Annotated in this window: 8 protein-coding genes; 6 read left to right on the top strand and 2 right to left on the bottom strand. The window is 42.0% G+C overall.

The window, feature by feature from the left end:
• Positions 1 to 1051: 1051 nt before the first annotated feature.
• From ACYTXL_RS18790 to ACYTXL_RS18800, 3 genes are all read left to right on the top strand, one after another.
• The gene (locus ACYTXL_RS18790) at positions 1052 to 3595 is read left to right on the top strand and encodes a proteasome protein (protein WP_461926071.1); all 2544 of its coding nucleotides are present in this window, start codon (positions 1052 to 1054) and stop codon (positions 3593 to 3595) included.
• 43 nt (positions 3596 to 3638) lie between these two features.
• Positions 3639 to 6614: a molecular chaperone gene (locus tag ACYTXL_RS18795; protein ID WP_461926072.1), complete on the top strand. Its 2976-nt coding sequence runs from the start codon at positions 3639 to 3641 to the stop codon at positions 6612 to 6614.
• A gap of 216 nt (positions 6615 to 6830) precedes the next feature.
• Complete coding sequence (locus ACYTXL_RS18800; protein WP_461926094.1) at positions 6831 to 7922, top strand: hypothetical protein; 1092 nt, start codon at positions 6831 to 6833, stop codon at positions 7920 to 7922.
• A gap of 113 nt (positions 7923 to 8035) precedes the next feature.
• Here the strand turns inward: ACYTXL_RS18800 and ACYTXL_RS18805 are convergent, their stop codons facing one another.
• Complete coding sequence (locus ACYTXL_RS18805; protein WP_461926073.1) at positions 8036 to 8215, bottom strand: high light inducible protein; 180 nt, start codon at positions 8213 to 8215, stop codon at positions 8036 to 8038.
• Positions 8216 to 8791: 576 nt separating this feature from the next.
• Between ACYTXL_RS18805 and ACYTXL_RS18810 the strand changes: the two genes are divergently transcribed.
• Together ACYTXL_RS18810 and trpD are read left to right on the top strand one after the other, a co-directional pair.
• Entirely contained in the window at positions 8792 to 9667 is an 876-nt protein-coding gene (locus ACYTXL_RS18810; RefSeq protein ID WP_461926074.1) for a DNA adenine methylase, read from the top strand.
• A 75-nt stretch (positions 9668 to 9742) separates the two neighbouring features.
• Positions 9743 to 10810: an anthranilate phosphoribosyltransferase gene (gene trpD / locus ACYTXL_RS18815; protein ID WP_461926075.1), complete on the top strand. Its 1068-nt coding sequence runs from the start codon at positions 9743 to 9745 to the stop codon at positions 10808 to 10810.
• On the opposite strand, the gene ACYTXL_RS18820 is transcribed toward trpD, so the two are convergent.
• Entirely contained in the window at positions 10740 to 11789 is a 1050-nt protein-coding gene (locus ACYTXL_RS18820) for a retropepsin-like aspartic protease family protein (protein WP_461926076.1), read from the bottom strand. The genes trpD and ACYTXL_RS18820 overlap by 71 nt on opposite strands.
• A 221-nt stretch (positions 11790 to 12010) precedes the next feature.
• On the opposite strand from ACYTXL_RS18820, the gene carA reads away from it, so the two are divergent.
• Positions 12011 to 13171, top strand: a complete 1161-nt coding sequence (gene carA / locus ACYTXL_RS18825) for a glutamine-hydrolyzing carbamoyl-phosphate synthase small subunit (RefSeq protein ID WP_461926077.1) — start codon at positions 12011 to 12013, stop codon at positions 13169 to 13171.
• Positions 13172 to 13286: the final 115 nt, after the last annotated feature.

The raw sequence follows: 13286 nt of genomic DNA on the forward strand, positions 1-13286 counted from the left end.
CAAATTTAACTTCTCCCTACTTTGAAAAATGGAGACACCAACGCACAGCCATGCGCCCCAATGAGTTGGGAGTAATCTTGCTCCCAACTCAAATAAACCTCATCTAAGTTGAGAACCGTAGTTTTTGCCCTTACCCTAAATCGCTCTCCCATATCTGGGAGAGCGATTTTGAAATTCTGGCTCTCCTTCTCCCAAATCTGGGAGAAGGGGTTGGGGGATGAGGGCAAATCCTTTTCATCACTGAAGAACTACAGGTTTCAAGATAGACGCGGTTTAGCAATTACGTCTGCCCCCTTTGGCTGCTGTAGATAACCCGGTTTGCCCAACGCGATTGTATTGCTGAATTACTTTACATACAAACCCTTTGGACACCCGTACGTGTAAAGCAATCTCGATTGGGCGATGTTGCCAACTTTACTTTTTGCTTTACCGTCTCTAAATCCAGATGAAGAAAGGCTTGGGTAACTTGACTCATATCCACCTATAAGACTTGACATCTGTTGAGAGTTATCTCTTTTTATACCCTACTACATCTGATTGCAACTTAGTATAAGCTATGTAATTGGATTGCTCAAAAACCTGGTTTAGCTTCACGGAAACTAGATGATTTTCTGTAAGGCGCTGAGGTCTTTATAAGAAATTCACAATAATAATAATAAAGAATTTCATACCAAATAAATATTGATTTTTTATCAACAAGAATTCAGCATGAATTAGAGTCAGGCTGATCGATGTAGATTGCTTAAAATCAGGGGTATAAAAGGGTTTAATACTCACATCTATACTAATGAGTATATAGTCATTTTGTGGTATAAAAGCCCACTTTATTTCTTCGTAAATCTGGATGATGACAAATGTATTCTTTGTTAATTTTCCCAACAAAATGCGATTTTACCAAATTGTCTTGACCGTTCAAAATGCTTTATACCAAAATCGCAAATTAAATGATAGAAATGCTAAATGTGAGATCAACACGTTGCAACAATGGCTAGCAATCGCGTTTTATATGTTATAAAGCTCAGAGAAATTCATGTTAGGCGGAAACTACTCTATGGAACCAGATAAACTAAGCCGTTTTAAGGAGTACGGCGAATTCATCCTCCGAAAGATAGATTCTGTGCCCCAGTTCCCTTCTAAACAAGAAGATTGGGTTCCAGCTAGTCTTGATGACTGTCTCCTGCGTTTGCGGTCAGCTGCCCAGAAAACCGTAGACTTGGCAACTTCGCCTGTCAAAATTGGGGTGATGGGGGAATTCAGTAGTGGGAAAACCTTACTTTTAGGAAGTCTAATTGGATATGCAGATGGTTTGCCAGTGAGTGAAAACCCCACTACAGGTAATGTTACCGCCATACATATCATCCCGCAAGAGGAGTTCGCAACGACTCAATTAAGTAATTTTACGGTGAAGTATCTTTCTCATGAAGGAGTACATGAGTGTCTACGCTTCATGCTAGGGGAAGCCAATAAACGAACAGCAGCAGCTGGACTTCCTCCTATACCAGTATCGAAACTCAACTCTGGTAAAGATATTATTAGCTGGTGTGAGGAAGCATGGAATAGTAGTAACAATTTGGAGCTACGTTATTTACTCCGGGAGTTGGTATTATTCCTGCGGGCTTATCAGGCGTATGGGGAAGTTATGTGTGGTGGGCGCTACCAGATTGATGCTACCACCGCACAGGAGGGGCTACAGCTAGTTGAACAGCCAATGGCAATCCAAACTCTGAAATTTGAGGATTTACCTCCAGCGCACATCCGATTACCGAGTCCACCCCAGAGGCTACCAACAAAGTTATTGCAAAACAGTTTCCCACTGATCCGCCGCGTAGATATCGATGTGAAAATCTCCCGGGAAATTTGGGATTTTGCAGGCGCAGCTAAATTTATTCTCATTGACTTTCCCGGATTGGGGGCTGCTAATTCGGGAGCTAGGGATACCTTTTTGTCACTGCGGGAATTGGCAGAAGTACAGACGATTTTGGTATTGCTAAATGGGAAATCTCCGGGGAGCGATCGCGCCAACAAAATCTTTACGATGATGCAGCAGCAGCGACCGGGACAAGACTTAAAAGATTTAATTCTCGTCGGTGTGGGTCGCTTCGATCAATTACCCTTAGACAATGAGGGTGGCGAAAGAGAACTTGACCAACTGATTGAAGATAGTCAACATTTGCAGGAAGAAACCGTTTTCCAAAAACTCAAAGTTCTGCAAACTACCATTGATGGCGCAGAAGCTTTTACAACCCAAAAAGACCGCATCGTTCTACTGTCGCCACTGTTGGGATTGGCTGAATTAGCAAAAGCTTCTACTACAGTGAAAGCAGGTTCACCAGAGTTTTTAGCTAACTTAGACTATCCTGATTATTTAGATCGGTCTAAACGGTTACAAGAGAAATGGGAGCTATTAAGTGAACAGCTGCTAAAATCTGATCCCCGCAGCAATTTGGGCAGACAGCTAGGTTACTTTGGTCAAGATGGGGGTCTTGGTAAGCTGCGGGAATTGATTCAAACCCACGTTGCTACTCATGGTTTGAAGCAACTCTATGAAGATACTAAAAGAGCAGCTGATGTGGTGAGTCAGCAACAAGATCACTTGAAAGACATCATAGATGAAATTCACGAGCAAGGCATTCCCACAGGTGATAGTCCCGCTTTTATGGAATTGCGTTTTGTGGTCGAAAGCTTAGATAAAATCTACAGGAATTTTCAAAAAGATATAGGGAAAGAACCACTCAAAGACCGTCGCGGTGTTGCCGTCAGCGATGTAGTGAAAGACGAACTTACCTTTAGAATCCTCAATTGGAACCAGTGGACTTTACTCTTCAACAAAGCTAACAATGGAGCGATCGCTCTGGCAGAATCTAAAGGTGCAGCTGGGAAATTATTTGACCGGGGAAACCGCGTAAATACTTCCCTGCCGACTAAGAGCGATGATTTTTATCCAGTATTTGAGAAAACTGTTAAAGAAGTAGAAGATTTTGCCCGCGATCGCATCCATCAAGCAGTAGTAGATTTGTTAAACCAATTATCAAATTATGTAGCCCCAGAGCGCGAACAATTGCAGGCATTTTTCCACCCAGAAATGGAACAAGAAATCGAAGAAAAATTTGGTTTTGAAGATGGTGATCTCTTTTACAAATTATTACTAGGATGCGATCCTAACGAATGGAAAGAAGCAATTATCTCCGAAATTAGTAGTAAAGACAAAACCGTTGCACCCGAAATCATCTTTCCCCTAGCGCGTCGAGACGATAAACACAATGTTGGTCAAATCTTTGACTGGGCACCAGAGAAAAGCCAAGGTTTACCCAGATCGAGCAATCATCAACTTTTTGTACTGCGGCTGCGAGATGAAATTACTGCTAGCGCTAGTCTCCATCTTGTGCAGTATGTTAGCGAAGTTAATCAGCGAATTAATTCCGAACTAGGAGGCATTTTGGATAAAATTATTCCTAGTTTGCAAAACCTTTCAAAAAAAGAAACTTTGCTGAGATATTTGGCGGCTGGGGAATTGCCATCTGAGATAGCAATTCCTACTTGGTTGCAGATTCTTTCAGAAATTGCCGCTATTTCTGATTCAGATGATTTGAGATAGTTTTTAGCTAGCTATAAAACAAACAACAGAAAGTGATACTTTAATGAACCCTTTTCAAATCAACAAATATAGCGATCAAGAACCAAGCAAGAAACAACAAAAACGATTTCCGGGATGGTTTGCTTTAGATTTTGGTACGTCAAACTCCACAGTTACACTTTTCGATCCGATTGAAGTCCCGATCGCAGAAATTTTACCCAAAGAACAAGAAATTCGGTTGCGCGATCGCTTATCACAATGGCTGAGTTCTCCCGCTTCAGTAGCTTTACCAGATGTCAGCGCTGATGATTGGGAAAAGTTTATCGCCGAAATTAGCAAAAACCTGGAGATAGAACCAGAAAACTTAAGTGAAGTTTTTGAAAGTGATAATAAAGAGCGATTTTTAGAAGCAATTCGCCAAATTGAACTTTCTTTAGGAAACAGCGAGAGGTTCCGCCGTGCTGTTAGCAAAAAACTTTACCAAATCTATCATGAAGTGTTCCGCGTTCCAACCCTAGAGTCACAAAATCTGATCCCAGTTGTGCTGGATATCGATCGCCGCGATACGGAAATTCCTAGTGAGTCGGAAATTTCGCAGTTAGGGGACTTAAAACTGCGGATGGGTAGGGAAGCTAGAGATAACAGAAAAAAAGCGATCGCTCAAGGTACAAGTAGTTCTTTAAAGGAAATTATCAGCAGGTTTCACCATTCACCCAAACGCTATTTTGGTCAGGAGCGATCGTTTTCAGTTATTTTGGATGGTGAAGAAGAAACAATTACCGCAAATCAACTGATTCAATCTGCTTGGGCGCATTTAATCGAGTTAACTGAAGACTACCGCCAACGCGCACGACGCAGATTTTCAGAAGGGAATTTTTTAACCGCAGTTGTCACTTATCCAACAGTCGCCCCACCAGTTGTTCGTAAGGAAGTTAAGGAATTAGTTGAGCAGTTGGGAATCGAGGATGTGCAAACTGCTTATGATGAAGCCGTTTCTGTGGCGATATTCTTTTTGTGGCGAGAATTTGGCGGTAATCTGAACATTGGTATTGAGTCATTCAAAACTCGTTGTCGCCAAGCCGGAAACAAATGGTCACAAAATGTTCTCGTTTTGGATATCGGCGGAGGAACCACAGACTTAGCTTTAATTGAACTGACTTTAGAAGATAAAACCCCAGCTTTTGCTGATTATGAAGACCGAGGTTTAGGAGGACGTTACTATAAACTTACCCCCAAACTATTAGGTTCATCCGGTCATTTACAATTAGGCGGTGAGTTAATTACACTGCGAATATTTAGATTATTAAAAGTTGCGATCGCAGACTTTTTATTGACAGCAGTAACAACAGGTGATATCGAAAGCGAAAAGTTAGAAGATTTAATTAGCTCTGAGTTAAATGAGCGTTTCTTAGAACAAGGTAAATTCAAAATTGGCAGTCTTTTAAAATGTCTAGATAAAGAGAATCCCGAAGGTGATGTTGCTTACAAAGACGCCCTAGATACTGCTGAGAAAGTATTGCCCACACGTTGGCAACAAGCACCTCAACGTCTGCAATCTTTTTATCTTCTCTGGGATCATGCAGAAGCAGCTAAACTTAAACTTGGACAAAAGCCACCAGCAGAGAATTCTCTATTAACCTTCACACTTTCTGAACAGCAAATTTCTGAACTGCTTACCCAAAGTGCCGTTAAATTGCAAGTCAAAGATCCAAATAGCATCTGCGTCAGCTTAGATAACCAGCAATTTGAACGAGCCGCTGCTTCGGGAATTAAAGAAGCGATCGGTATTGCCAAAGGATTAATGGAAAGTCGTTTGCGTCCCCATGATATCACCAAAGATTCTTGGAATTCCCAAAAAGTTGATTGGTTAATTTTGTCGGGGAAAACTTGTAATTTAGACATAGTGCAGCGCCAAATCTACCAGGAATTTAGTAAGTCTCCATATTTTGTCTGGAATCCAGAACGAATTACCTTTGTGTTGGAATTTACCAAGCTAGCCACCTCCGCCGGTGCTTGCTATGCTGAGAAACTGCGAAGATTGAGATTTGATCCAGAAGAGTCTAAAAGCTTGCTGCGTAAGGGAGCTAACCAGCTAGAAATTGATGTTAAAAACCTGTTTTATTATTTGCCCTGCAACTTCAAACGCAAAACCCAAAGCAACGATTTATTAACTATATTCAAAGCTGGACAAGAACTTTATCAACTAGCACCTGGGGAAAGTGTCGCCAAAGTTCGTACTCAGTGGCAAGGAATGCAATTAACTAACATTATCTATCGTCAAGACTACGAGGCTGGAGATTTACGACTATGGGGTAGCTTTGACGGCAAAAACCTGATGAAGAAACTAGGAATGGAAGAAGTAGAGTTTCTGAAAAAAATCAAAGTCCAGTTTGAGATTGACCAAACCCTCGAATTTAATGTGTTGCTTTGTCAGGGAAATCCCCATTATTTAATTGATATTTCTGGCATTGATTTAGGAGCGGTAGTTTCAGAAGCATCAGCGTTATTTACTGATGGTAAATTGAACTGGAATATTGCTGTTGGACACTTCAATAAAGACTTGAATGATGGTGATATTGCTGTCAATGTTATCGAGTCAGCAACTGTTGATCAACCAGATGCTTATCATCTTGTATTTGAAGTAGGAAATGATGGTAGTAAAAGATTTCAAAAATTTCACTATTTGCGCGATGGGGTGACGCAACCAGGAACCGGATTAATTAGTAATCCTTTACCTCCCTTCCCGCAAACTGGCCAGCACACTTTCTATGTTTATCAAACAGATGCCGAAACCAACAGTAAAAAATGGATAAGAATTGGCGCACTCAGCAAACCAGATGTCACTACAGATTATCCTTGCCAATATCGTGTAACTCTTGATGATCAAGGCATTCTGCGGATGCACGCTGGTGAAGTCCCTTACTGGACATCAAAAAGTCAAGAATGCCTGAAGGAAGAGGGATGTGTTTATGTTGCTGAATTAGAGTTGCAGCCCAATGAAGTTGATAAAGAACGCGATCCCTTTTGCGGGATACATTAATTGGCAGCATCTCAATGAGTGTAAAAAACCCTGTAAAACCTCACCCCAACCCTCTCCGTGGGTTCGGAGAGGGAGCAAGAATTTTGTTTCTTATCTGGTATATTTGCAAAACTGCCGCTCAGTTACAGGACGGGCGAGACGCCCATCCTACAAGAAATATTGGGATATTTTATTACTTGGAAGTCCCTTAACGATCGCATACAGGTGGCAATATTCATGCAGTATTTGCATCAGCTATTAGAAATAAAAAACTCGGAGTTAGCCCAGTTATTGCGCTTTAGTCTGTATGGACTGGAGGCGACTTTAAATCAGGCTCGCGCCGAATTTCCACTAGATCCAGGAGCCAAGGTATGCGATGATGTGCTGCAAGAACTTCATTGCCTGTTACAACCTGCACCCCCACAGCAAAATACTGGTTGGGAAGATGCGCCAGATGATTTAAAATTAAGTCATCTCCGGGAAGCTTTCGATTCTGACTCAGAACTTAGTTATTATCTGGGTAATTCCCAACTGCAAAGCCAAACAGATTCTGATTTGTGGAATGAGATTCAACGCAAACTGCTGCGGATACCAGAGGATTTGGCTGCATCTTGGCGATCGCACACCTTGGATCTGGCTCAAGAAGTTGGTGCGATCGCAGATCATTCTAATACCTTTCAACTTCCCTTTATCCGTGATGAAATTATCTACCCCGGTCTTAGTGGTACTATTCAGACTCAGGGATTAAGCTTGTCTCAACAAGCACTTTTAAATTCTAAAGTTACCCAAGATAATACATCAGATATATTAGCAGGATTCCTATATTTATATCCAAAATTTATTGAAATTGACCCGGATTTACATCATGCTTTAAAGAGTGTTTTTAGCTTCGATGTTATCTCTTTACACTCCAAACCAGAACAGCGCCATCAATATATTGAGGGTTTAAGCGATCGCTTCCAACGCACCAAAAAAGCTGAGGAAAATACTGATACTTTATCAATCCTACGTGCCTGGATTGACATTGATGAAGCGATACATTCCCTAGTATTTATACCACCGGCTGAACGCTATTCTTGGTGGGGAAAGCTACAACACGAATCACGACGCATCCTGAAAAAAGTCACTGATGAGGCAAATAATACAGGTAATGAAGTGCGAATTCGCCAATTATCGGGACTTTATGCAGATATCTGTGCTTTATCTAAGGATGACTTACAACTAGACTGTGGTGGTATTCCTGGCGAAGTGTTGACTTGTCTTCGGGTATATGCGCGAATTAATCAGGAAGAATCCCCAGGCCGTGTAATATTTCGCTCATCACGGTAGGGTAATTGCGGATTTTTCGCAAGTTTTCTAATTCTTGAGATTATCAGGCAAGGCAGACAATTTTGCGATCGCCGCCTTGCCTCATAATCTAATGAAGGTAAAAACGTTTAAATCTAGAGGATGCCCCAGAAGTGTAAAATCCCTTTACCAGAAAAGGCTTCAAGTAGAACGACAGATAAAAAACCAATCATTGCAAAACGGCCGTTCCAGTTTTCGCTCTGAGGAGTAAAGCCCCAGCGCAAAGCATTAGGATCTTCTGGAACTGAAAGCGTAGTCTTTTTAACGTCTGCCATAAATAATACTCCGAGCTTTTATGTTGTAACAGTTATAACTGCCTGTAAAGTAATGTAACAGAATTTTACAAAAATACAACATAAACTCAAAACAAAAATTAGTTAGGGAATATATATTACGAATGCGTATTTTTATATGAGTAGGTTTGCGATCGCTTATGTAGAGTGACTTTTTATCTATCGCTGTAGATGAACTGGCAAGTAGACACTAAAAGACCAGCAAATTGGAAAACTTATGAATTCAGGGAAGAATGAGGATTACAGACAGCGCGATTGATAAGCATTATTAAACGATGTGGAGTTCCAGTGTACTCTTCACGGGAAATAAAGGTTTGCGGCAGTTACGCGGTCTTCTTGACAAGAGATCATCTATTGGAGCTTATAGTTGGTATTGGCTAAGATACGTGTAATCTTCGGCAAGATAATCTGAAAAGTCTTCCTATATGTAGGTTTCTGTTATTATGTCCTTCTTCAACACGACCTATCGCATAGTTGATGGCGTAACTATGATAAGTAAAAAGTCACTGTACAATATTTGAATAATTAAATATATTTTAAGCCATACAAATTACTTTTATGCTCAAAAGTCCTCTCCGATATCCTGGCGGTAAGTCAAAAGCAATAAATCAAATATCTGAATATTTACCAGAAAGCTTTTCGGAATTTCGAGAACCTTTTGTTGGTGGTGGTTCTGTATTCATTTATTTAAGACAAAAGTTTCCTGATCTCAAAATTTGGATTAATGATTTAAACCACGAACTCTTCTTATTCTGGAAGTTTGCCCAATCTGATCTATTTAAGTTAGTTAAAGAAATTCGACATATTAAAGTCAAATATACAGATGGCAAATTACTCTTTGCAGAATTGACTAAGGTAGATGTCAACAATTTATCTGATTTAGAAAGAGCAGTTCGCTTTTTTGCCCTCAATAGAATTACTTTTTCAGGAACTGTAGAATCAGGCGGCTTTTCCCAAGAAGCTTTTCATAAAAGATTTACTGATTCTTCCATCGAACGACTAGAAAAGTTAGAAAATATTCTATCAGAAAATGTCAAAATTACTAATTTAGATTACAGTGACCTATTAAAATCAGAAGCAGAAAATGTATTTTTATTTTTAGATCCGCCATATTTTAGTGCTACAAAATCAAAGCTATATGGTAAAAAAGGTGACTTGCACACCTCTTTTGAACATCAGAGATTTGCTGAACTTTTGCAAGAATGTCATCATCACTGGCTAATTACCTACGACGATTCACCGGAAATTCGAGAAAATTTTCAATGGGCTAATATCTCTGAATGGGAATTGCAGTATGGGATGAATAACTATAGACAGAGTGGTGCGGCTAAAGGAAAAGAGTTATTCATTACTAATTACTATTTGGATAAAAAAGCCCAAAATCAGAACCTTGTGAATCCAGCTTTGCAGATAAGCCTTGATTTTTTAACCTGACTTTGATAGCTTCCAATTTTCCGGTAGGATAACTTCCATAGCTCTCAATATAGCTACAACATACAAACCTTAGCTATGACAACTTCCCCGATCGCTGCTCAAGAATCCTCTGTTAGCTGGTATATCCTGCTGCAACAATTAATAGATGGCCAATCATTGTCCCGTACTCAGTCTGCTGAATTGATGCAAGGATGGCTCAGTGAAGCGGTTCCCCCAGAGTTATCGGGAGCAATTTTAACAGCGCTGAACTTTAAAGGCATTTCTGCTGACGAGTTAACTGGCATGGCTGAAGTATTACAATCTCAATCTTCCCCACTCACCGCTCACCAGTCAGCACTGACTACTGTAATAGATACCTGTGGCACTGGCGGAGATGGGTCATCAACCTTTAATATTTCCACAGCAGTTGCATTTGTCGCCGCAGCCTATGGCGTACCCGTCGCCAAACACGGCAATCGTTCAGCGTCAAGTCTCACCGGAAGTGCCGATGTATTGGAAGCCTTGGGTATAAACTTGAGTGCCTCTAGTGAAAAAGTGCAAGCAGCATTACAAGAAGTGGGGATCACTTTCTTGTTTGCCTCTGGTTGGCATCCAGCACTCAAGGCGGTTGCTCAATTACGGCGGACTTTGAAGGTGCGAACAGTTTTTAATTTGCTTGGGCCGTTAGTAAATCCCTTGCGTCCAACTGGGCAGGTGGTAGGGTTATTTACTCCCAAACTTTTGGCAACTGTTGCCCAAGCTTTACAGAATTTGGGCAAGGAAAAGGCGATTGTGCTGCACGGGCGAGAAAAACTTGATGAGGCTGGGTTAGGAGATTTAACTGATTTGGCAGTGTTATCAGATGCAGAAGTGCAGTTAACTACGATTAATCCCCTAGATTTAGATTTAACACCTGCTCCCATCGGTATGCTTCGGGGTGGGGATGTCCAAGAAAATGCGGTGATTCTCAAGGCGGTATTGCAAGGAAAGGGAACTCAGGCACAACAGGATGCAGTAGCGTTGAATGCGTCTTTGGCGCTGCAAGTAGCGGGTGTAATATCGTTGCTCGATCACGCAGAGGGGATTAAAATCGCTAAGGATATCCTACAAAGTGGCGCGGCTTGGACAAAGTTGGAACAGTTAGTTGAGTTTTTGGGGAATTGATTTGCGATCGCAGTTGCGGACGGAATTCTACCACATTACGTTTGATAGTGACATCGTAGTTGCCAAAAAAGTCATGTCCTAAAAGTCCAGTTTCAAGTTCCGCACCGGCGATCGCTACTGCTACTCTATTCACTATTACTCCGCCAACTGCCATCGAATTAACATAACCCACAGGAAATTCTACAGCTTTTGAACTAGCGGTGTTTGCCTTCGCTTTCCCCACTGGCACGATTCCCAAAGCATCAGCCATCTCTTGGGTGATGACAGTGCCACTGGCTCCTGTATCCACAATCATCTCAAATTTTTGCTGGCCATTGAAAGTGACTTCGACAATTGGCGTGCCACCAATTCGCCTTTTAATCGGGGCTGTAAATACTGCTTCATCGGGAATCACCACTGCTGACGAGGGCAAACCTGGCTCTGTTGATAACGGTTTTGTTACGACAGGAGGTAATGAACGTAAGGTAAACTTTGGTGTGGTTGCTGCCTGGGGAACAACAACTACTATTCTCTGACGTTCGGCAACGCGCACAGGGCGAGGATTCGCTTGCTGTTGGGCATATTTGATTTGCCGCCGATATTCACTAATCTTGGTTTGAGCGATCGCAAATTCTACGCTTTGTCGCCGCACTTTTCGCATCAGCGCGATCGCATCCTGATACTGACTCACCACCAAATTCCAATCCTCTGGAGATTGAGCAGATTGGCTGATACTCCAAGCGCCAACAGCTTTGTCTCGCCCCATCTCAAAAAGACTTGGTTCACTTTCAGACGGCTCTAATGGCTGCGCTTCAGGGATAGCTGCTGGTTTTACTGGTTCGACAGTCGGCTGTACTGATGCCAGATCCCCAATTGGCGTGGGTTGCTGATTGCCACCAGTCGCAGTGTTCCGTTTGTCTTCACTACAGGCAACACACAAAACCGCTAGAGCGCTTGATAGAAAAATTAGAGTTGCACGGGATAAAAAAGACTGAAGCATAATTAATTCTAACTGCCCAAGCTTTGCCAAATCCATTCCCGCTACTTTATTTAATTCCCTTTTAATTTTAATTAACTATCCTAAAAATTCCCAATTGCTCAACTTATGAGATAATTAACAATTGCAGTATTGGGGAATAGGGAGTAGGGAAGAGTTTTCCCAATGCCCAATGCCCAATACTTCGGCTTCGCTCAGTACAAGTGCCCAATGCCCAATCTACTATGACTGACGCAATATCAGCTTTATTTGTGCTGGCAGATGGAACCACTTATCGCGGTTGGTCTTTCGGTGCAACGGGAACCGCGATCGGAGAAGTAGTATTCAACACTGGGATGACGGGCTATCAAGAAGTCCTGACTGACCCTAGTTACTCTGGTCAGATTGTGATTTTTACCTATCCTGAATTAGGTAATACTGGCGTCAATCCTGAAGATGAGGAATCAGATCGGCCTCAAGTGCGAGGTGCGATCGCGCGTAACATTTGTCAGCGACCAAGTAACTGGCGATCGACACAATCCTTACCAGACTACCTTAAACAAAACCAAGTACCAGGGATCTACGGTATCGATACCCGCGCCCTCACCCGCAAAATTCGGATGTTCGGAGCGATGAACGGTGGCATTTCCACAGACATTCTTGATGAAGCGGAATTGCTAGAGCAGGTACAGGCGTCTCCCAACATGGCAGGATTGAATCTGGTTGGTGAAGTCACCACCCCAACGGCTTATGAATGGTCAGATGCCACAATTCCAGCTTGGGAATTCAACTCTGAGGCTGCGGAAAATCTTGGGGAACCTTTTACTGTTGTTGCCCTTGACTTTGGCGTAAAACGTAATATTTTGCGTCGCCTCACAAGTTACGGTTGTCGGGTGATTGTTGTGCCTGCTGATACCTCACCAGAAGAAATTCTCAACTACAATCCAGATGGTGTGTTTCTTTCTAATGGTCCGGGCGATCCTGCTGCCGTCACCGAAGGGATTGCAACTGCAAAAGCACTCCTATTAAGTCAAAAACCCATCTTTGGTATTTGTATGGGACACCAAATTTTAGGTCATGCACTAGGGGCAGAAACCTATAAACTCAAATTTGGTCATCGTGGTTTGAATCAGCCTGCTCGCTCACAACAACGGGTAGAAATTACCAGCCAAAACCATAGTTTTGCTATTGCTCCAGATTCTTTACCTACGGCAGTTGTGGAAATCAGCCACCTGAACTTAAACGATCGCACCATTGCCGGGATACGTCACAAATCTCTGCCTGTATTCTCCGTACAGTATCATCCAGAAGCCAGTCCTGGTCCCCACGATGCTGATTACTTGTTTGAGCAATTTGTTCAAGCCATGCGAACAGCACGTCAAGCTGTGGCAGCCGAGGTGAGGTAAAAATAAATGGGGAATAGGGCATGGAGAATGGGGAAGTAAGAATTTTGGATTTTAGATTTTAGATTTTAGATTGAAATTTAATCCAAAAGACGCGACGCTCGAATACTCGCTACCG

The organism is Nostoc sp. (assembly GCF_054880495.1).

Bases quoted from the DNA above. Each gene is read 5' to 3' on its own strand.
- carA (WP_461926077.1), top strand. From the start codon at position 12,011: ATGACTGACGCAATATCAGCTTTATTTGTGCTGGCAGATGGAACCACT.
- ACYTXL_RS18810 (WP_461926074.1), top strand. From the start codon at position 8,792: ATGCTCAAAAGTCCTCTCCGATATCCTGGCGGTAAGTCAAAAGCAATA.
- ACYTXL_RS18795 (WP_461926072.1), top strand. From the start codon at position 3,639: ATGAACCCTTTTCAAATCAACAAATATAGCGATCAAGAACCAAGCAAG.
- ACYTXL_RS18800 (WP_461926094.1), top strand. From the start codon at position 6,831: ATGCAGTATTTGCATCAGCTATTAGAAATAAAAAACTCGGAGTTAGCC.
- ACYTXL_RS18790 (WP_461926071.1), top strand. From the start codon at position 1,052: ATGGAACCAGATAAACTAAGCCGTTTTAAGGAGTACGGCGAATTCATC.
- ACYTXL_RS18805 (WP_461926073.1), bottom strand. From the start codon at position 8,215: ATGGCAGACGTTAAAAAGACTACGCTTTCAGTTCCAGAAGATCCTAAT.
- trpD (WP_461926075.1), top strand. From the start codon at position 9,743: ATGACAACTTCCCCGATCGCTGCTCAAGAATCCTCTGTTAGCTGGTAT.
- ACYTXL_RS18820 (WP_461926076.1), bottom strand. From the start codon at position 11,789: ATGCTTCAGTCTTTTTTATCCCGTGCAACTCTAATTTTTCTATCAAGC.